Origin of the sequence: Candidatus Oscillochloris fontis, from assembly GCF_004138135.1 — a bacterium.
In the GTDB taxonomy this organism is placed as follows: Bacteria; Chloroflexota; Chloroflexia; order Chloroflexales; family Chloroflexaceae; genus Oscillochloris; species Oscillochloris fontis.
Genome location: NZ_RYFD01000005.1, coordinates 48985 through 68102, shown reverse-complemented (window position 1 = coordinate 68102; position 19118 = coordinate 48985). Strand labels below are relative to the sequence as shown.

At 59.3% G+C, this 19118-nt stretch carries 18 protein-coding genes; 10 read left to right on the top strand and 8 right to left on the bottom strand.

Features of this window, described 5'->3' with window-relative positions; translation table 11 throughout:
- Positions 1-141: 141 nt before the first annotated feature.
- The 5 genes from rpsP to EKD03_RS03820 all read left to right on the top strand — a co-directional run bounded on the left by rpsP (position 142) and on the right by EKD03_RS03820 (position 2829).
- Entirely contained in the window at positions 142-420 is a 279-nt protein-coding gene (rpsP, locus tag EKD03_RS03840; protein WP_129627738.1) for a 30S ribosomal protein S16, read from the top strand.
- Between the two features lie 52 nt (positions 421-472).
- Positions 473-700 carry a KH domain-containing protein gene (locus EKD03_RS03835; protein ID WP_006563436.1) on the top strand — a complete coding sequence of 76 codons (228 nt, stop codon included), beginning with the start codon at positions 473-475 and terminating at the stop codon, positions 698-700.
- A gap of 54 nt (positions 701-754) precedes the next feature.
- Positions 755-1279: a ribosome maturation factor RimM gene (rimM, locus tag EKD03_RS03830; RefSeq protein WP_129627735.1), complete on the top strand. Its 525-nt coding sequence runs from the start codon at positions 755-757 to the stop codon at positions 1277-1279.
- A gap of 437 nt (positions 1280-1716) precedes the next feature.
- Positions 1717-1995 carry a hypothetical protein gene (locus EKD03_RS03825; protein WP_129627732.1) on the top strand — a complete coding sequence of 93 codons (279 nt, stop codon included), beginning with the start codon at positions 1717-1719 and terminating at the stop codon, positions 1993-1995.
- A 54-nt stretch (positions 1996-2049) separates the two neighbouring features.
- A complete protein-coding gene (locus tag EKD03_RS03820) occupies positions 2050-2829 on the top strand; it encodes a glycerophosphodiester phosphodiesterase (RefSeq protein WP_238613373.1) in 780 nt (259 codons plus the stop codon).
- A 221-nt stretch (positions 2830-3050) separates the two neighbouring features.
- Here the strand turns inward: EKD03_RS03820 and EKD03_RS03815 are convergent, their stop codons facing one another.
- The 3 genes from EKD03_RS03815 to EKD03_RS03805 form a co-directional block, all read right to left on the bottom strand.
- Positions 3051-3902: a DUF2085 domain-containing protein gene (locus EKD03_RS03815; protein WP_129627729.1), complete on the bottom strand. Its 852-nt coding sequence runs from the start codon at positions 3900-3902 to the stop codon at positions 3051-3053.
- Positions 3902-4771 (bottom strand): FKBP-type peptidyl-prolyl cis-trans isomerase, encoded by an 870-nt coding sequence (locus tag EKD03_RS03810; RefSeq protein WP_129627726.1) that lies wholly within the window; start codon positions 4769-4771, stop codon positions 3902-3904. The genes EKD03_RS03815 and EKD03_RS03810 overlap by 1 nt, the downstream gene beginning before the upstream one ends.
- Positions 4772-4875: 104 nt before the next feature.
- Complete coding sequence (locus tag EKD03_RS03805; protein ID WP_129627723.1) at positions 4876-5796, bottom strand: glutaminyl-peptide cyclotransferase; 921 nt, start codon at positions 5794-5796, stop codon at positions 4876-4878.
- A gap of 202 nt (positions 5797-5998) precedes the next feature.
- Here EKD03_RS03805 and EKD03_RS03800 point away from each other — a divergent pair, with 202 nt between their 5' ends.
- From EKD03_RS03800 to EKD03_RS03780, 4 genes are all read left to right on the top strand, one after another.
- Entirely contained in the window at positions 5999-6484 is a 486-nt protein-coding gene (locus EKD03_RS03800; RefSeq protein ID WP_129627720.1) for a CBS domain-containing protein, read from the top strand.
- A 101-nt stretch (positions 6485-6585) separates the two neighbouring features.
- A complete protein-coding gene (locus EKD03_RS03795; protein ID WP_129627716.1) occupies positions 6586-7611 on the top strand; it encodes a tagatose 1,6-diphosphate aldolase in 1026 nt (341 codons plus the stop codon).
- A 393-nt stretch (positions 7612-8004) separates the two neighbouring features.
- Positions 8005-8595 (top strand): TRAP transporter small permease subunit, encoded by a 591-nt coding sequence (locus EKD03_RS03785; protein WP_238613372.1) that lies wholly within the window; start codon positions 8005-8007, stop codon positions 8593-8595.
- Positions 8596-8606: 11 nt separating this feature from the next.
- Positions 8607-9941 (top strand): TRAP transporter large permease, encoded by a 1335-nt coding sequence (locus tag EKD03_RS03780; RefSeq protein WP_129627710.1) that lies wholly within the window; start codon positions 8607-8609, stop codon positions 9939-9941.
- Between the two features lie 144 nt (positions 9942-10085).
- Here the strand turns inward: EKD03_RS03780 and dctP are convergent, their stop codons facing one another.
- Both dctP and EKD03_RS03765 read right to left on the bottom strand, forming a co-directional pair.
- Positions 10086-11264 (bottom strand): TRAP transporter substrate-binding protein DctP, encoded by a 1179-nt coding sequence (gene dctP / locus EKD03_RS03770; protein ID WP_129627707.1) that lies wholly within the window; start codon positions 11262-11264, stop codon positions 10086-10088.
- A gap of 205 nt (positions 11265-11469) precedes the next feature.
- A complete protein-coding gene (locus tag EKD03_RS03765) occupies positions 11470-12375 on the bottom strand; it encodes an AEC family transporter (protein ID WP_129627704.1) in 906 nt (301 codons plus the stop codon).
- A gap of 242 nt (positions 12376-12617) precedes the next feature.
- On the opposite strand from EKD03_RS03765, the gene EKD03_RS03760 reads away from it, so the two are divergent.
- Positions 12618-13277, top strand: a complete 660-nt coding sequence (locus tag EKD03_RS03760; RefSeq protein WP_129627701.1) for an AP2/ERF family transcription factor — start codon at positions 12618-12620, stop codon at positions 13275-13277.
- Between the two features lie 53 nt (positions 13278-13330).
- Here EKD03_RS03760 and odhB read toward each other — a convergent pair whose 3' ends face one another.
- The 3 genes from odhB to EKD03_RS03745 all read right to left on the bottom strand — a co-directional run bounded on the left by odhB (position 13331) and on the right by EKD03_RS03745 (position 19053).
- Positions 13331-14617 (bottom strand): 2-oxoglutarate dehydrogenase complex dihydrolipoyllysine-residue succinyltransferase, encoded by a 1287-nt coding sequence (gene odhB / locus EKD03_RS03755; protein ID WP_129627697.1) that lies wholly within the window; start codon positions 14615-14617, stop codon positions 13331-13333.
- A gap of 289 nt (positions 14618-14906) precedes the next feature.
- The gene (locus EKD03_RS03750; protein WP_129627694.1) at positions 14907-17705 is read right to left on the bottom strand and encodes a 2-oxoglutarate dehydrogenase E1 component; all 2799 of its coding nucleotides are present in this window, start codon (positions 17703-17705) and stop codon (positions 14907-14909) included.
- A gap of 34 nt (positions 17706-17739) precedes the next feature.
- Entirely contained in the window at positions 17740-19053 is a 1314-nt protein-coding gene (locus EKD03_RS03745; RefSeq protein ID WP_129627691.1) for a CHAT domain-containing protein, read from the bottom strand.
- Positions 19054-19118 lie beyond the last annotated feature (65 nt).

Genomic DNA, 19118 nt, shown 5'->3' with positions numbered 1-19118 from the left:
CGTTGCCCATGCCCTGCGCATACTTACATGGCGATTCGCAAAATCGCCAAGATATGGTAAGATAGACAGGTTAAGCGCCGGTACAGCATGGCGCGAGCAGCACATGGCCTTTCGCTATTGATCTGGAGGCAGTTTACATCCATGGTTAAGATTCGTCTTCGCCGCACCGGCAAGACCAAGCAGCCCAGCTATCGCCTGGTCGTTGCCGACTCGCGCTCACCCCGCGACGGCAAGTTCATCGAGATCATCGGCCACTATAACCCGATCCGCACCCCCAAGGTGTTGGAGATCAACGCCGACCGCGCCCGCTACTGGTTGGGTGTTGGTGCTCAGCCCAGCGACACGGTTGTGAACCTGCTGAAGCGGCAGAATATCCTCGATGGGGAAGGCAAGGTTGTTGCTGTTCCCGTTGAAGGCTAAGACAAGCCGGGAGCCACAAATACTCCCGCTGGTTGCAGAATAAGGCTGGCTTATGAAAGATCTGCTCGACTATATCGCCCGTAGCCTAGTCGATACACCCGAAGCGGTGCAGATCAAGGAGCGCGTTGGGCGCTTCACCGTAACCTACGAGCTCTCGGTCGCCCCCGATGAGACGGGCAAGGTGATCGGGCGCAGTGGGCGCGTCGCGAAGGCCATCCGTGACCTGATGGGCGTCGCTGCGGCACGCCAAAACAAGCGCGTCCATATCGACATTGAGTGATAGTGACGCCCTAGTTGGAGAGACGCCTCGCTTCGAGGCGTCTCTTGGTATGACATGAATACTCCTGTATCTCCTGATGATCTCCTCTTAATTGGGGCAATCGCTGGCCCGTTTGGAATTAAGGGCCAGATCAAGCTCAAGTCGTTTACCGACAACCCCGATTATCTGCGCCGTCATCTGCGCACGATCTTTGTCGGTAAAAAACTCGTCCCTTATAACCTCACCAAGCTCCACGAACATAAACCGGGGGTCTTGATCCTCACCCTGAGCGAGGTTGAAACTCGCGAGGCGGTTGATGAACTGCGCGGATCTGAGGTCTTTATTCGCCAAAGCGATGCCGCCCCGCTGGCCAAGGACGAATACTACCTCCACGACCTGATTGGTTTGCAGGTCTCCACCGATGACGGCCATGCGATTGGTACGGTGCGCGAGATTATTCAGACTGGTGTCCACGAGGTGCTTATCGTGACCCGATCTGGCCAGCCGGATGCGCTTATTCCCTTGGTGCGTGAGTTTGTGGTTAATCTTGATCTGGCTGACCGCCAGGTGGTGATTCGCCCGATTGAGGGTTTGCTTTAAGCCTTGGGGCTACACCCATAGGCATATTATGTTTAGGGCTGCCGCCCTAAAACCCACGCTTGAGGTTGCGCCCCAAACCCTAGTTTTTGTTGTTTTTTGGCGGCTACGCCGCCAAAAAACAACAAAAAATCTGCGGGGGCGGCGTAGCCGCCCCCGCACCCCCACTGGAGTTAGTAACATTGCGACCGTCCTACGTTAACGATATTTCCCTTGACGTGCCCCTAGCCACGACGTATAATGCCCATACTTCTTTAATCACCCCTTAACCCTTTGATAACGGAGTCTGGCATGGGGGCAAAAATCTACAACTACATCTCTAGCCCCTAAAGGGCGGCGCAGGTTCTAGCCTGTTGCCGCCCTCGTTGTTTTCATCCCTATAACACATCTCGATCCTGAACGAATCCGTTCAGACGTTACTTTACTGTAGGAGGTATCCCATGCACTCAGATCTGATCGGGAAGGTTGAGAAGGCTCGCCGTTATGCCGAAGAGCCAGAACGAGTCAAGTTTAGCCAGTTCAAGGCTCACTTTAACGGCGGGAATAGCCAGCACGAGATCGAACTAAAGGATAATCACTGGACGTGTACCTGTTCCTTCTCACGCACGTGGGGTACCTGCGCCCATATTATGGCGATGCAGCGTATTCTGACCCCCATGCTCACCCCTGAGGCAATCCACGATACGGATCTCAAGTTGGATGCCGCTGCGGTATTGTAAAGGCGAAGCATCGCCCACCAATCCAGATCGTGTTCTCGTGCCGCATGGTGGGCGATGCTTCGCCCCTACTGTTTGATACCTGCTGCTCCTCAGCAGCAGGTATCACGTTTTCTGCTTATGCCCCTCGTGATTGCCCACCGTGGTGCTTCGGCCTACGCCCCTGAGAATACGCTAGCCGCCTTCGATCTGGCGCATCGCCAAGGTGCGGATATGATTGAGTTGGATGTGCAGATCAGTGCCGATGGGGTGCTGGTCGTCTTTCATGATGCGACGAGTGAGCGCTGGGATGGCCGCAACCGCCCGGTGGCGCAGTGCAGCCTCACCGATCTGCAAGCCCTCGATATTGGTGGTGAGCGCCTACCCACCCTTGCCGAGACGCTCGATTTTGCGCGTCACTGCGGGATCGGCCTGAATGTTGAGATCAAGGTGCCTGGGATTGGCCAGCGCTGCGCGGCCATGCTGCGCGAGTTTGGCATGCGCGAACAGACGATCATCTCCTCGTTCCTCCCCAGCGCCCTGCGCGAAGTCCGCACCGCCGATCCAGCCCTGCGCTGTGGCTACCTGATGGGCACGCGCACTTACCACCCAGCCACGCGCCTGCGCGAGTTCTGGCCCTTCTTTGCGCTCAAGTACCTCGATGTCCAGGCGTGGCACCCCTCATGCGAACTCCCCGGCCTGCTGCCGATCATCCCACTGGTGCGCCGGGCAGGCTATGCGGTGCATGTCTGGACGGTAGATGACCCGCTGCTCATGCAGCGCCTCAGCGCCGCCGGGGTCTCTGGGATCATCACCAACCAGCCCGATGTGGCGCGTACAGCAATGCAGCATTGCTGATTGACGCAAAGGCGCAAGGACGCAAAGGTTATGCTTTGCGTCTTGGACATGGTTCGTAGGCACATGACAGTTTGCCGCCGGATGCCCTCACCCCAGGCCCCGCTCCCGCACGCGGGAGCGGGGTGATTCCGCAGCGCGATGCGTTTGATTCCCCCTCTCCCACTGCGTGGGAGAGGGGGCTAGGGGGTGAGGGCCGATGCACCTAGGAGAATCGTGAACAGCTACGGCAGCAGCGGCGGGGGTAAGAAACCTAGCACCTCCATCCAGATGCGGTAGCGCGCCAACGCAATCAGGAAGGTGAGCGCCAGTACCAAGCCGATGAAGGCCGGGTGAGCGAGTTGGGTGTTGCGCGTCACGCGGCCACCTAGGCCCAGGAAGAGGCTGGGGATGAGCATCATGACCGCAGCGAGGTTGAACACGACTGCCACTGCCGTCAGCAGCGCCAACGGAACCGCCAAGATCAGCAGATCGGCATAGATCGCCGCAATGATCAACACATTGATGAGGATGATCATGCCTAGCTCACGCCACGTCCCAATTGAGTAGAGTTGATCCTGCACATCGCGGCGCAAAGCCGTGTTGATCACCAGCAGCACCACCAGCGCCAGCCCGATCCCCGCACCCATGCCCGTCAACAGGCGCAGATCATCACGCGGGGTATAGGCGTGGGGGAAATCGAACTCGGCGAGCGTCGAGTTGAGCCCATCCACCGCCATGATCACAAAGAGCAGCAGGATGATCAGGCTGATCGGGAGCGGCGGCAAGCGCCCGGCCAAGCCGCGCCCACGCGCAAAGACCACCCCCAGCGTGACCAGATAGCTCAGGTACATGCCACTATCACGGGCACACAGCGGAAACTGGAAGCCACCCGCTACGAGGTTGTGGGTCTGGGCGCAGATCCCATGCATCGCGAGGTAGAGGATCTGCTCCAGCGTCACCCCTGGCATGAGGAGCACCCCTAGCAGCAAGCCCCCCACCAGACCGAACAGCACCGCCGTCCAGCGCAGTTCAGTGCGGGTTGGCGTATTGTCATCAAGATGACTGATGTGGGGGCCGGGTGCTAGAGATTCCATCACTTCACATCCACCAACTCAACTTCAAAGACCAGCGTGGCATTGGCGGGGATCACCGGCGGATAGCCACGCGCACCATAGCCAAGGCTGGCGGGTACCCGCAGTTGGCGCTGGCCACCCACACGCATCCCGGCGACACCCTCGTCCCAACCCTTGATCACCCGGCCCGCACCGATCTGGAACATGAAGGTCTCACCTCGGCTGAGGGAGCTATCGAACATCGTGCCATCGGTGAGCCAGCCGGTGTAGTGAACCTCCACCGTCTTGCCGAGGGTAGCCTCAACACCAGTACCGACCTGCATGTCATAGTACTGAAGCCCGGTGGGGGTCGTGGTGTACTGCGATTCCTCCACCGTGGTGGGCGCTTCGGGTGGGCCGGGGAGGATCGAGACCAACTCAACCTCGAAGGTGAGCGTGGCATTACCGGGGATAACCGGCGGGTAGCCACGTGCACCATAGCCGAGGTCGGGAGGAATGATCAACGTGGCCTTACCGCCCGCGTGCATCATCGCAATCCCCTCGTCCCAACCGGCAATCACCATCTGCTGGCCGAGGGTGAAACTGATCGGCTCACCACGTTCAAAAGAGCTATCAAAAACCGTACCATCCTCCAGGGTACCACGGTAATGCACCGCCACCACCTCACCGGGCTTGGGCATTGCCCCCGTACCGAGCGTCACCTCAATATACGTCAGGCCACTCGCAGTCGTCACACGATTCTCCTCACTATCGGCAGAGCCGACATCAGTAGGCACCACGACGGCGGTCGCCGTGGTGATAGAAGGGCGCGTAGGGGTTGGGGTTGGCGGCGGGGTCGTGCAACCAACCAGCACGAGCAGAACGAGGATACAGAACGTAGCGATACGCATCAGTAGCGAAGCCTTTTTAGTTCACGCAAAGGCGCGAAGATACAAAGAATACGATGACGCATACTATCCAAAGCTTTGCACCTTGGCGTCTTTGCGTGAATACCTTAACTCACCACCAACGGCAAATATTGGTCATACTGAAAAGCCAGCGGCGGAATCAGGCGGATCTCAAACAGGGCCGGCCAGAGCTTGCCGGTAACAAAGAGCCGGTCGCGCTCGGCATCATAGGCAATCCCGTTGAGGACATTGGCCGTGGAGCGTTCTGCTGGGGTGAGCAGACCAGCAAGATTGACCTCACCGATCACCAGACCCGTAGCGGGATCAATCTGCACGATCTCGTCCGTCTGCCAGATATTCGCCCAGACCGTGCCATGGATATACTCCAACTCATTGAGTTGATTAACCGGAGTACCCCGACGAGTGACCTGGATCTGGCGCACAATCGCCAGTTGGCCAGTATCCATCGTCGCCTGGGGATCAACAAACGAGAGGCGACTGGTACCGTCACTCATAATCAAATACTGGCCGTCATAGGTCAAACCCCAGCCCTCCATGGCACATGCGCCATTGGCCTGGGGGTAGGAAAATTCCCCCAAGAAGGTGAAGTTTTGGCGCTCAAACATGAGGCCCCGACAATCCTCCCAGGTGAGCATAAAGATCGTATCGCCGACGACCGCAATGCCCTCGCCATAGAGATCGGGGGTAGAACTAGGCAAACTGGTGTGGCGCAGTACCTCACCCGTGGAGATACGCACTTCGCGCAGAGAGGAGTTGGCATAATCGCCGGTACTCTCATAGAAGGTATCCGCATCAACCACCACAAGACCCTGGGTCCAGGCGTGGGAATCGTGGGGGATCTGTTGCACCAGTGCGTAAGAATAGGTGATCGGGACAGCAGGCAGCGCCAGCGGCGTCGTGGTGGGCGTGGTTGCCGCCACCGAAGGCGCGGTCGCACAGGCAGAGAGGAGCAGGAGCAGCAGGAGCAACACCCAGCGCCCTAGTAGATTAGCATATCCTTGGATCATCGGATCGCCCCCTTGATTGCCACAATATAGGCATTGTACCCCAAGCGGTAGGGGCAAGCAACCAGAGTAGATGAACGTGATGGCGTTGCCGAATAACTACCATGCGTAAGCGAAATCCTCTATTGCAAAGCGACAGAACGCGGTATGATACTGATAGACATTGCGACGAGATAGCGGCATCACGACAGCAAGGAGGCTGATCATGACAACGACGCTACACGCAGAGAACACCCCCTCCAACGTCCCCGTCGAGCAAGAAGTACGCTACTGGATGCGCACCCCGGCGGTCACGATCAACCTTGCCGCGCCGCTTAGTGACGCCCTCGCCTTGATGCGCGAGTATGATGTGCGCCGGATACCAGTCATCATTGACACCGGCGAACTGCGCGGGATGATCACGCAGGGCGACATTCGGGGAGCCGATGTTATGCGCGTCGCCGGACTCGACCCGCTCGATATTGCTGAGGCATTACGTCGAGTGAAGGTCTATGAGGTCATGAGCGAAGCCCCCCTCGCCATCACGCCAGAGACAGGGCTGCGCGAGGCGGCCATGCTCATGATCGAGAACAAGATCGGAGGGCTACCGGTGATTGATGACCAGAATCGGGTCATCGGTATCATCACAGAGAGCGATCTCTTTGAGACCCTGGTACTCCAACTTGATCAAGTGCATGGCAGCGCTCTATAGGCGGTTGTCGAAGCTTGATCGATTCGTGTATAATTCGCCGTGAACAGGGTGTGAACGATTTCAAACCAACCCTGTTGGTAGCAGGAGAAGGAGCAATCTCTATGGCCAAGGTGCAGATCAGCAAAGGCAAGTTTGAGGGCATCCAGGCGTGCGCCGATGCCAACGGCATCATTGCCGCAGCGGCAATGGATCAGCGTGGCTCCCTGAAGAAGGCCATCGCCAAGGCGCGTGGCACTGAGGTAGATAATGCGGCCCTGACCGAATTCAAGACGGCCGTAACCCGGATTCTGACCAAGCACTCCAGTGCCATCCTGATGGACCCGGAGTATGGTCTGCCCGCAATCGAGCAGCGCGCCCCCGGCACTGGTGTATTGCTGGCCTATGAGAAGACGGGCTATGATGCGACGGTGAAGGGTCGTCTGCCCGATCTGCTCAGCACATGGAGCGTGCGCCGCCTCGCCGAGGCCGGAGCCGATGCGATCAAGATCCTGCTCTACTACAACCCCTTTGACGATGCGGCGATCAATGATGTCAAGCACGCCTTCATCGAGCGTATCGGTGCCGAGTGTGCCGCGATTGATAAGCCGTTCTTCCTTGAACCACTGGCCTATGACGATGCGGTTGGCGATGATAAGTCGTTTGAGTTCGCTCAGGTCAAGCCGAAGTATGTCACCGCCTACATGGCTGAGTTCTCGAAGCCGCGCTATGGCGTAGACGTACTCAAGGTTGAGGTACCGATCAATGTGAAGTTCGTGGAGGGAATGAAGGTCTACAGTGGGCAGTGCGCCTACACCATCGAAGAGGCCAAGGCCCATTTCCAGGCAGCGGCGGCGGCAGCCACCAAGCCCTTCATCTACCTGAGCGCCGGTGTGACCGACGATGTCTTCCGTGACACACTGGAACTGGCGGCACAGGCAGGCGCACCCTTCTCCGGCGTGCTGTGCGGGCGTGCCACCTGGCAGGACGGCATTCCGATCTATGGCGAGAAGGGGCTGGCAGCCCTGGAGGAGTGGCTGGAGGATCGCGGCGTTGCCAACATCACCGCGCTCAACGAGGTCATCGCCAAGGGTGCCAAGCCGTGGTGGACGATCTATGGTGGGCTGGAGCATATTGAGGTTGTGGGCTAGACGAGCCACACCTGATACCACAACGGAGGCGGCAGTGCCGCCTCCGTTGTGGTATCAGGGCATGGGCAAAGTTCTTGGGGCTACGCCCCAAACCCCATTTTTGGTATGTTTTGGCGGCTTCGCCGCCAAAACATACCAAAAAATATCTTCGGGGGCGGCGAAGCCGCCCCCAACCCCCCACCGGAGGTGACTTTGCACATGCCCTGGTTGTTGTATGGCGGGGCGTTGACATGATCCCCTACAGGATGTATGATTGCGCCGCTGCGCAACCCGCGCCTTCAATAGGTTCATCAGTGTTAGCCCTGCGCTGCTAACCTAAGCACCTTGGCGTACCCCTGACATGCCGGGATGGCGGTATGGTTGCCGCAAATGACCGTGCAAGGATACGGAGGTGTGTACGTGCAAGGATTGTTGCGGCTCTCGAAGATGATTGACGCCTTCACCGAGGTGACCGGGCGAATCACCTACTGGCTCGTCCCATTGGTGGTTGGGGTTGGGGTTTGGAACGTCTTTAACCGCTACATCGGGCGAGCAATCGGAAAATCACTCGGTTCTAACTTCTTTATCGAGGCCCAGTGGTACCTCTTCGCGATCATCTTCTTCCTTGGGGCCGCCTATGCCCTCAAACACAATGAGCATGTGCGGGTTGATGTCTTGTATGGCAGTTGGACAGCCAAACGCAAAGCTTTAGCCAACCTGATCGGAACCCTCTTCTTCTTACTCCCCTTCTGTGTACTCTTCATCTATTTCTCCTACTCAACCGTGTGGCAGGCATGGGGCTTTCTGCCGAATGGCAAACAGATCCCTTGGGAGATGTCACCCGATCCGGGTGGTTTACCGCGTGCCCCCCTGAAGACCTTTCTGCTAATCAGTCCAGCATTGTTACTCATTCAGGGCATCTCTGAGGCGATCAAGAGCTTGGCGATTTTGCGCGAAAAAGCCGATCCGAGCGCCCTCGTCGAAGAACACGAAGCTGCACTATAACGGAGGCCCGTATGTACGAGTGGCTCGGCCCGGCAATGTTTCTGGGAGCGCTGCTTCTTCTGAGCCTGGGGTATCCGGTCGCCTTCTCACTGGCGGCGGTCGGGATGGCCTTTGGGTTGCTCGGCGTAGCACTCGATATTTTCGATCCCATCCTGATCCGTGCGTTCCCTTCTCGTGTCTTCGGGATCGCCTCCAACTTTACCATGCTCGCCATCCCCTATTTTATCTTTCTCGGCTCGATGTTAGAGAAATCGGGGCTGGCCGAAGACCTCCTCGAAACGATGGGGGTGCTCTTCGGGCCATTGCGGGGTGGTTTGGCGATTGCGGTGGTGATCGTGGGGGCCTTGCTGGCGGCAACGACCGGGGTGGTAGCGGCAACCGTGGTGGCGATGGGGATGATCTCCTTGCCGATCATGATGCGCTACAACTACAACAAGGATCTGGCGTGTGGGGTGATCTGCGCCTCAGGAACGTTGGGTCAGATCATTCCGCCCTCGGTAGTGCTGATTGTGCTGGGTGATCAGTTGGGCGTATCGGTCGGGAAGCTCTTTATCGGAGCGCTCATCCCCGGATTGCTGCTGGCTGCTGCGCTGGCCTTCTACTGCTATATCATTGCGTTGATCAAGCCCGATGTTGCGCCCGCGCTGCCACTCTCGGCACGCACCCTGAGCGGTTGGCCACTAGCCCAGAAGGTGCTGAAGGTGATGGTACCGCCGCTCTTCCTCATCCTGGCGGTGCTGGGTAGTATCTTCTTTGGCCTCGCCACCGCCACCGAGGCGGGCGCGGTGGGGGCGCTGGGGGCGACCATCTTGGCCTTCGCTAATCGGCGCTTGTCGCTCAAGACCTTCCGCGAGGTCGCCGATACGACCATGCGCGTTACGGCGATGGTGGTCTTCATCCTGATCGGCTCAACCACCTTCTCGTTGGTCTTCCGTGCGCTCAGTGGCGATAAGTTCGTGTTTGACATTATGGCCAATCTGCCCGGCGGTTACTGGGGCTTTATGATCATCAGCATGCTGATCGTCTTTTTCCTCGGTTTCTTCATTGACTTCTTCGAGATCTGCTTTATTGTCATCCCGCTCTTTGTGCCGGTAGCGCAGGCGTTGGGGATTGATCTGCTCTGGTACGGGGTGATCCTGGGGGCGAACTTGCAGACCTCGTTCCTGACACCGCCGTTTGGATTTGCGCTCTTCTACTTGCGCGGGGTGGCCCCACCAGAGATTACGACGGGCAATATCTATCGGGGGGTGATACCGTTCATTCTAATTCAGATCACCGTCTTGCTGCTAGTGGTGCTCTTCCCGGCACTAGTGACCTACCTGCCCTCGATCTCTTACGGGAGGTAGGGCAACACTCGGTGGGGCTTCGGGGTGGGGATGGGAGCCTGCGGCCCCCATAAAAAATGTCATTTGGTGGTGTGGTTGGCCGCTTTGCGGCCAACCACACCACCAAAATCATCGGTTTGGGGCGTAGCCCCAAGTGGAAATCGCCTAGACTGGATTGTTCTTAACAAAATTGTTGAAGGGCAACTCATTCACATGATGCCACTTCTGCACCTTCTGGCGGAACACCATCCACGAATCGAAGATCTCCTTGAAGATCGGCGTCGAGGCTGAATTTTCCGCATAGATCTCGAAGGCTGCCTTCTGGGCAGCAATCATGATCTCATCGCTATAGACCTTCCACTCTACCTTCCCACTGCTCAGAATACGCTCCAGAGCATCATTATTAAGCGCATCATACTTCGCCATCATGCTCAAATTAAGCTCCAACGAAGCCAAACGCATGTAGGTTTGGTACTCCTTGGGGAGCGCATTGAAGGCAGCGCTATTGGCGATGGTATGCAGTGCCGGACCGGGTTCCCACCAACCGGGCGAGTAGTAGTACTGCGCGGCCTCCGGCAGACCGAGCTTCTCATCATCATAGGGGCCGACCCACTCGGCGGCATCAATGGCACCGGTCGAGAGTGCCTGGAAGATCTCACCCGCAGCGATAGTCTGCGGAACAACCCCCAGGCGCTCCATCACCTTACCACCGAGACCAGGGATGCGCATCTTGAGGCCATTCATGTCCGCAACGGTGTTGATCTCCTTGCGGAACCAGCCACCCATCTGGGCGGCTGTATTGCCCGCCGGGAACATTGTGATATTGAAATCAACGCCGACTTTATCCATGGCTTCGTTGCCACCGCCATAGTAGAGCCACGAGTTGTGCTGCTGAGCGGTGAGGCCAAACGGGAGGGTCGTACCAATCGCAAAGGCCGGATTGAGGCCCATGTAGTAGTAGAGGGCACTATGGCCAATCTCAACTGCACCCTGCGACACATTCTGGATCACCTCGGTACCGGGGAAGAGCTCGCCCGCCGGGAAGGGGGTAATCTTAAACATGCCATTGCTCAACTCGGCAATCCGGTCGGTCATCTGCTTCACACCGCCAAAGATCGTATCGAGCGCAACCGGCCAACTAGTACCCATACGCCACTCAACGGCTGGTAGCGAAGAACTCTGAGCCGGAGCCTGCCCTGTTGTTGGGGCAGTAGCGGCACCCGCAGTCGTCTCGGTAGCCGTTGTGGGCGAAGCCGCCGGTGCAGTTGAACAGGCCGCCAGCGTCATTCCTAGCCCACCCATGATGCCAGCAGCGGCACCGCGAAGAAACTCTCGTCGTTTCATGTTCTGCTCCTGGGAATCGGTTTGGATCGTTATCCGTGCCGGGTATTATAGTTGATTGAAGATTCTGGTGCAATAGATTGATACATCCACCCGGGCTTGTGTAAAGTCCTTGGGCTGCGCCCCAAACCCCAATTTTTGTTATGTTTTGGCGGCTTCGCCGCCAAAACATAACAAAAAAAGATCTTCGGGAGCGGCTACGCCGCCCCTACAACAGCAATAACACCACCGCCAAACTCAAAACACTCACCAGATTACTGAAGAGCACCGTGGTGGTGACAAACTGCGGCAAGAGATCATTCTCTAGCGCGATGATACTGACGAGAATGGCCGCTGGCATGCTGGCCTGCATGATGCCGACGTGGGCTTCTAGTTCGGGGAGGGCGAACCAGCCGATGAGAGTGAAGGCCAAGACTGGCCCGCTGATTAGGCGGATGGCGCTGGAAATAAAGAGATCGGAACTGAAGCGCAGCCGCCCGGCACCAGCCAACTGAACCCCTAAGATCAGCAGCATGATTGGGATAAGTGCCCCGGAGAGCAGGTCGAGTGGGCGCACAACCACCGGGGGCAACTGAATGTTAGAGACATTCACCAACAAGGCCGGAACGATAGCGATCAGGGCCGGGGTGCGAAAGACCTGCCCGACCATGGCCAGATTGAAGCCCCGGCTGACGTTCGCCGCTGCCACACAAACGACAAACGCGAGCACGAGATTTGCGAGGAAGTAGATCGTCGCCACCCCCAACGCATTGGGGCCAACCGCAAACTGGATGATCGGCAAGCCGAAGTTGCCCACATTCCCAAAGACCGCGATCATCACATAGGCCGAGGTCATGGCCTGGGAGCGCCGCAGTAGGCGGGCAACGACGAAGGCCACCAGCACCGAACCGAGGTAGACGAGGGTGATGAAGCCGATCATGCGCCCGGCTAACCCTAGCTCAATCCGGGTCTGGCTGAGGACATTGAAGACAAAAGCGGGGGTGAGGATGAAGTAGGCCAGCCGCGAGAGGGTGCGCGCTTCTAGTTGTAAGCGTGGCCCAAACAGATAGCCGGTGAGGACTAATAAGAAGACTGGGGCTAGAACATTCAGAAAAATAGTGATCAGTTGTGGCATGCGATTTCATATTTCTCGTATTTTTTGGCGGCGCAGCCGCCAAAAAATACGAGAAATATGAAAGTTTGGGGTGGCCCCAATGACGTTGCCCATGGCATGCCTATCATAACACCCGGATTGGTTGCCCAATAATTAATGAACAACAACTTTGCAAAGCTTGTGCGTCTACGCAACCTATGGTATCCTACACCTATAAATCTGGTTGAGACTTCATTTTTTCACCCAATAGGAGTAGTGCCACGATGGATGAGCAGTTTGCTGCGCCCCTGCCTTCCTCTGGTGAGGCCACGATCACCCCGTTGATGGTTGATGATCATCTGGCTGCGCTACGTTACGAGCCGCCGCCGCTGGTTGCCGAGGAGATGTTGGCCAGCCTGCGGGCTGAGCGCAACACCACGAGCCAGGATGAGGCGCTGGCGGCGTTGCGGGCGACCGCGACACCCGACCCCAAATCAATTCCGGTGCGCCTGCGTCCCAAAACGACCAAACACAAGGGAATTACGCGCATTGATCATCCGGCCAAGCGCACCTTTGGTTATTTTGTGCGCGTGACATGGAACAAGCAGCGCCGCAGTAAGTTCTTCTCTGATTCGGTTCACGGGGATCGCTTGGCGGCGCTAAGTGCGGCGCTGGATTGGCGCAACGAGGCGGAGCGCGAGTTGGGCAAGCCGCGTACCGAGCGCCAAGTGATCGGGGTTTCGCGCACCAGCACCGGGATTGTGGGTGTGCGGCGCACCGTCAAGGATGGCCGCGAGGTGTACGAGGCCACCTGGCGGGACGGTCAGCGTATCCGGCGTACCTCGTACTCCATCGCCAAGCACGGCGAGCGCCGTGCCCTGGCGTTGGCTCGCCGCGCCCGCGAGAAGTTTGAGAAGGCGCGCCACCGCATGCCGGTGGAATAATTCTTATGTGTGGGTGCGCCCGCTGCGCGGGCGCACCCACACATTCCCCTTTCCTACCCCTCTAACAACAACGCTTCGGGGTCTTCGATCAATTCTTTGATGCGAACCAGGAAGCGTACCGAGGTACTACCGTCAATCAGGCGGTGGTCATACGAGAAGGCGACGTACATCATCGGGCGGATGACGATCTGCCCGCCCACCACGACCGCACGCTCTTCGATCTTGTGCATCCCTAGGATGCCGACTTGGGGCGTGTTGAGGATGGGGGTGGACATGAGTGACCCGTAGACCCCGCCGTTGGTGATGGTGAAGGTGCCGCCCTGGAGTTCCGCGAGGCTGAGTGTGCCCGCCCGCGCCTTCCCGGCCAGTTCGCCGATTTCACGTTCCAACGCGGCAAATCCCTTGCGGTCGGCGTCGCGCACCACCGGTACCACCAACCCCTCGTCTACCCCCACGGCAATCCCGATGTCGTAGTAGTGCTTGAGTACCACCTCGTCACCCTGGATCTCGGCATTGACGATGGGGTAGGCTTTGAGTGCCCCGATCACGGCGCGGGTGAAGAAGGACATAAAGCCCAGGTTGACGCCGTTGCGTTCCTTGAAGCTGTCTTTGCGCCGCTTGCGGAGTTCCATCACCGCGCTCATGTCAATCTCGTTGAAGGTGGTGAGGATCGCTGCGCTCTGCTGGGCTTCGACTAAGCGGCGGGCGATGGTGAGGCGGCGGCGGCTGAGGCGCTGGCGCTCTTCGGGGCGTCCGCTGGGGGCCACGGCAACCGGGGCGGCTGGAGCAGGTTTGGGGGCCACCGGCGCGGGTGCGGGAGCCACCGGCGCGGGTGCGGGAGCCACCGGCGCGGGTGCGGGAGCCACCGGCGCGGGTGCGGGAGCCACCGGCGCGGGCGCGGGAGCCACCGCCTTCAAGACATCCACCTTGGTGACGCGGCCATCCACACCGCTGCCCGCAACCCCACTCAGATCGAGCGCATGCTCGGCGGCGACGCGCTGCGCCAACGGGGTGGCCGCGACTGGAGCGGGAGCGGGAGCGGGGGCGGAAGTCGCCGCCACAGGAACAGGGACTACCGGAACCGCTTGCGCAACCACCCCACTACCCGCACCCACCGTCGCCAACACATCGCCGATGGCCACCGTCGCACCCTCGCCACACAGAATTGAACCCAACACCCCGGCGTGATCCGAGGCCACTTCGAGGTTCACCTTGTCGGTCTCCAACTCCACCACCGCCTCACCCGCCGCAACCGGGTCGCCTTCACGCTTGAGCCACTTGGCAACGGTCGCCTCGACTATCGATTCGCCCAGGGCGGGAACTTTAATCTCGTAGGCCATGATGCTGCTTTCTATCCTTATTAAGATCAGTCTACTACAAAGGAACATCCCTTTGCCGCCGAACGGCCCTCACCCCCAACCCCTCTCCCGTGGGCTGCGCCCACAGGAGAGGGGGGCACATTCTTAGTGGATCTCCGCTCCTATTCCCCCCTCGCCTGTTCGCATAGCGAACGGGAGAGGGGGGCTAGGGGGGTGAGGGCCATAACGCAACGGTCAAGTTGATACGCCCCTTCTGAAACCATGTCTAACAAATCTCTTGTGTGATGTTTGGCGGCTGCGCCGCCAAACATCACACAATAACCGACACACCCTGCACGGCAGTGCGAATGATGCGGTTCTGTTCGAGTGTATGTTGGCTATGCAGCCCCTCGGCTGGGCTCGCCGACTCACCACGCCCGACGTAGTGCAACGAGACCTCGGCGGGCAGGATCTGGCGTAGGCGGGGCGCAATGTAGCTCCACGCGCCCATGTTCTGCGGCTCCTCCTGCATCCAGACCACCTCGTGCAGGTTGGGGTAGCGGGCCAACAGCGCGAGCAGTTCTTCCTCTGGGAAGGGGTAGAGCAGTTCGACCCGCAGCAGATCGACGCTACCTCCGGCACGTTCAAGCTCGCCACTGGCCAGCAGATCAACCGTGACCTTGCCGGTTCCCAGTATTAGCCGCGTAACCTGATCGGGGTTAGGCGCGTCACTGCCCAAGGTGAGGACTGGCTGGAAGGTCTCGTCGCTCAGGTCGCTGAGTGACGAGTTAGCACGCGGATTGCGCAGCAGACTCTTAGGCGTGAGCACCACGAGCGGGCGCGGGTAGCCGGAGAGCGAGGCGGCCTGGTAGCGCAGCAGGTGGTAGTACTGAGCTGCGGTGGTACAGTTGGCGACACGGATATTATCGGTGGCGGCGAGTTGCAAGAAGCGCTCCAGGCGCGCACTCGAATGCTCCGGCCCCTGGCCCTCATAGCCGTGGGGCAAGAGCAGCACGAGGGCTGGATCTTGGCCCCACTTGGCGCGCCCCGAGACGATAAACTGATCAATGATCACCTGGGCACCATTGGCAAAATCGCCAAACTGGGCTTCCCAGAGCACCATAGTGCCGGGAGCGTGGGTGCTGTAGCCATACTCAAAGGCCAGCACCGCCGCTTCGGAGAGCGGGCTATTATAGACCGCGAAGGCCGCACGCGCCTGGGGAAGGTGGTGCAGCGGCATAAAACGCTCGCCCGTCATCACATCGTGCAGCACCAAGTGGCGCTGGCTGAAGGTACCGCGCTCACTATCCTGGCCACTCAGGCGAATGGGGGTACCATCGGCGAGGATGGCGGCAAACGCCAGCGCCTCGGCGTGTGCCCACTCAATCCCGGCGGGGTCGTGGATGGCCTGGCGGCGGCGTTGCAGCATCCGCTCCAGCTTAGGATGCGGCGTAAACTCATCGGGGCGGTCGAGCAGCGCCTCATTCAGCTCGATCAGGCGGTGGGGCGTAAGCGGCTTGGCATAGACGGTGGGGCGCGGCTTGGGCTTATCGTTGGCCTTTGGTGGCGCAGGCGGCATGGTCGTACTGAGGCGTTGACGCTCGCGCACCAGATCGAATGCCTGTTGCAAGCGGCTCTGCACCTCATCAAACATGCCCTGTGCCTCAGCAGAGGTAATCACGCCGCGCCGTTCCAACTCACGCGCCCAGATCTCGCGCACCGTGGGGTGGTTGCGGATCTTCTCATACATACGCGGCTGGGTAAACTCCGGCTCATCGCCCTCGTTATGGCCCCAACGCCGATAGCCCACCAGATCGATCAGGAAATCCTTCTGGAACTTCTCGCGGTAGGCCCAGGCCATCCGCGCAACCGCAATACACGCCTCCGGCTCATCGGCATTGACATGCACAATCGGAATCTCAAAGCCGCGTGCCAGATCCGACGCATAATGGGTACTACGTGAATCCTGATAGTTGGTAGTAAAACCGATCTGATTATTTAGAATGATATGGATCGTACCGCCGATATGGTAGCCCTGAATCCGGGAGAGATTGAGCGTCTCAGCTACGATACCCTGGCCAGGAAAAGCCGCATCGCCATGCACCAGAATCGCCAGCGACTCCTTCTCATCACGCTGGGGGTAGCCGGGGCGGGTACGCTTCTCCTGGGCAGCGCGGGCGCGCCCGACAATCACCGGGTTGACGAACTCCAGGTGGCTAGGGTTGGGTGCCAGCGTAATCGGCATCTCAGTGACACCACTCTCGCGGTACGCCTTACGCGCCCCCAGATGATACTTGACATCGCCAGTCCAGCCGGTATAGGTATCTTTACTATAATCAGGCGTATGGAACTCACTCAGAATTGAGGAGTATGGCTTACCCAGAATATGCGCCAACACATTCAGGCGGCCACGATGGGCCATGCCGATCACCACCTCACGAGTACCTGCGGCAGCGGCATTCCGAATGATCGCATCAATCACCGGCACCGCCATATCGGTACCCTCAATCGAGAAACGCTTCTGACCAGGGAGCGTCTTATGCAAGAAGCGCTCAAAACCCTCCACCTCACTGAGGCGATCCAGCAACTCACGCTGGCGGTCAGTATCAAAATCCGCAAAGAAGAAGCGGCTCTCAGCCATGCGGCGAATCCACTCACGCTCCTCAAAATTCTGGATATGATCGGTCTCATAGCCAATCGAGCCAGAGTAGACCTGACGCAAGCGCTCGACCCCCTCGGCCGCATTAGGCGTCGTGCGCGAGATCGGGCCACGCACAATCTCAGCGGGCAACTGCGCCAGATCAGCCTTGGTGACGCCGTGGTTGACCATCTCCAAACCGGGGTCACTCGGCGGCGGCGAGCCAAGCGGATCGATCCGAGCGGCGGTATGGCCAAGCTCGCGGATGTAGCGGATGAGGCGTGCCGCGCCCACAATGCGGGTCGCATCGAGGGGAGACTGGGCAGTAGCAGCCACTAGCGCGACCACATCGGGATCATCGGGCGGCGGCGTCCAAGTAGCAAAGAAGGCGCGAGTCTCAGCATCAACCGCGCTGGAGTCGGCCAAATAGCGCTCGTACAACTCGATCAGATAGCCCGCATTGGGGCCATGAAAGGGGTTTGCGGCCGGCATATCGGGATTCTTTCAATCAGGGTTGGTATTTGGGCTATTGTACCACGCTCGGTTGGGGGCCAACATAGAGCGTCGGCACATACCACGCGACCCCATCGGGGGCCTCGGTATAGAGCGCCATGCGTGCCGCTGCCACTGCCGCCGCGAGGCTCACCCCGGCAACCAGTTGCTCATAGATGATGCGCGTAGCCCGATTGGCGTCCTGCTGACGCACCGTATGTTGCATCGCTACCACCGCTGGCACGCCCTGGGCGATCAGTGCCGGAGCCACCCCGCTCAACACGCCAACCGGCGCTACCTGCTGGCGCACCATCCCACTCTGGCATGCGGTTAGCACCACGAGGCGCACCTGAGCCTGGGCCAAGAGCGGAGCCAACTGACTGATCGGCGTAGGATCAAGCCGACCAGCGGGGCTATCCAGCAGCAACACCCCCTGCTCACGCAGCCCACCATGGCCGATATAGTGCAACACATCCACTCGCCCGACGCGGCGTAGTGTCTCACTGAGTGCCACACGAGTTGCCGGGCTGAGCGTAGGCAGCAGAACAACCCGGCCCTGATCCAGCAGAGGTCGCCATGCATCTAGGCGGGCGGCCTCTTCGGCGGCATGCATAGCTGGATCGAGATTCGCCTGGGGCGCAATCGCCAGCAGCCGCAGCGGGTCAGTCGGAGGGTGCGGGGCGGGGGATGCCTGCGCCAGATCGAGGTGGCGCGTGAGGTGATGAGCCTGCCCGCGACTGAGCAGGAGCGGGGTTGGTTCGTGGGGATGCCAGAGCAACTCCCAGGGCAAACCGAGCAAGCCAGGTTCATGGGTGGGGAGGTGCAGATGCAGACTGAGTGCCAGCCCCTGATGCGCGGCGGCATCACGCAGCGTACCGAGTGCTTGGGCCGCCTGGGGATCGGCGGTGAGTGCCTGGTAGAGTTGTTGCCCCACCACCCGTGCGGTGGTCGCGTTGAGCAATGGAATACCGAGGGCGGCCAAGCGCGCCTCTTCAGTGCCAGTAAAGCCGGAATCAGGGTACTGAAGAAGATCCAACGCCCGCAGCACCAACTCCAGATCCGCCGCTACAAATGGCGGCACAAAGCGGCTCACACGCTGCCCAATCAGCCCCGCCTCCCAGATGATGCGTACACCATCAGTGGTGGCGAGGCACGTAAGGCGCACCTCCAGTGGCGCGGAGGGTAGTGCAGTAGCGGGCGGCGGCGTAGGCTGCGTTGGCCCAATCGCAACCTGAGTAACCCCACGCACCCGCCGCCCAGCAATCTTCTGCTGCACCGGCTCGCTTGCCCCACGTACCTCCTGATGTGCATCTTCTATCGAATCACCCGTAATCTTCTGCTTGGGCATAGGGATGGTTCCTTTCTTCTAGAAGTACGGACAAGAAGCCCGCGCTCTCAGGGTATGCGTTTTGA

What these genes read in the sequence shown, in the direction of transcription:
- EKD03_RS03800 (WP_129627720.1), top strand. Translation starts at nt 5,999, where the DNA reads ATGACAACGACGCTACACGCAGAGAACACCCCCTCCAACGTCCCCGTC.
- EKD03_RS03820 (WP_238613373.1), top strand. Translation starts at nt 2,050, where the DNA reads ATGCTTCGCCCCTACTGTTTGATACCTGCTGCTCCTCAGCAGCAGGTA.
- EKD03_RS03745 (WP_129627691.1), bottom strand. Translation starts at nt 19,053, where the DNA reads ATGCCCAAGCAGAAGATTACGGGTGATTCGATAGAAGATGCACATCAG.
- odhB (WP_129627697.1), bottom strand. Translation starts at nt 14,617, where the DNA reads ATGGCCTACGAGATTAAAGTTCCCGCCCTGGGCGAATCGATAGTCGAG.
- EKD03_RS03815 (WP_129627729.1), bottom strand. Translation starts at nt 3,902, where the DNA reads ATGGAATCTCTAGCACCCGGCCCCCACATCAGTCATCTTGATGACAAT.
- EKD03_RS03760 (WP_129627701.1), top strand. Translation starts at nt 12,618, where the DNA reads ATGGATGAGCAGTTTGCTGCGCCCCTGCCTTCCTCTGGTGAGGCCACG.
- rpsP (WP_129627738.1), top strand. Translation starts at nt 142, where the DNA reads ATGGTTAAGATTCGTCTTCGCCGCACCGGCAAGACCAAGCAGCCCAGC.
- EKD03_RS03805 (WP_129627723.1), bottom strand. Translation starts at nt 5,796, where the DNA reads ATGATCCAAGGATATGCTAATCTACTAGGGCGCTGGGTGTTGCTCCTG.
- EKD03_RS03750 (WP_129627694.1), bottom strand. Translation starts at nt 17,705, where the DNA reads ATGCCGGCCGCAAACCCCTTTCATGGCCCCAATGCGGGCTATCTGATC.
- EKD03_RS03780 (WP_129627710.1), top strand. Translation starts at nt 8,607, where the DNA reads ATGTACGAGTGGCTCGGCCCGGCAATGTTTCTGGGAGCGCTGCTTCTT.
- EKD03_RS03825 (WP_129627732.1), top strand. Translation starts at nt 1,717, where the DNA reads ATGCACTCAGATCTGATCGGGAAGGTTGAGAAGGCTCGCCGTTATGCC.
- EKD03_RS03795 (WP_129627716.1), top strand. Translation starts at nt 6,586, where the DNA reads ATGGCCAAGGTGCAGATCAGCAAAGGCAAGTTTGAGGGCATCCAGGCG.
- EKD03_RS03835 (WP_006563436.1), top strand. Translation starts at nt 473, where the DNA reads ATGAAAGATCTGCTCGACTATATCGCCCGTAGCCTAGTCGATACACCC.
- rimM (WP_129627735.1), top strand. Translation starts at nt 755, where the DNA reads ATGAATACTCCTGTATCTCCTGATGATCTCCTCTTAATTGGGGCAATC.
- EKD03_RS03765 (WP_129627704.1), bottom strand. Translation starts at nt 12,375, where the DNA reads ATGCCACAACTGATCACTATTTTTCTGAATGTTCTAGCCCCAGTCTTC.
- dctP (WP_129627707.1), bottom strand. Translation starts at nt 11,264, where the DNA reads ATGAAACGACGAGAGTTTCTTCGCGGTGCCGCTGCTGGCATCATGGGT.
- EKD03_RS03810 (WP_129627726.1), bottom strand. Translation starts at nt 4,771, where the DNA reads ATGCGTATCGCTACGTTCTGTATCCTCGTTCTGCTCGTGCTGGTTGGT.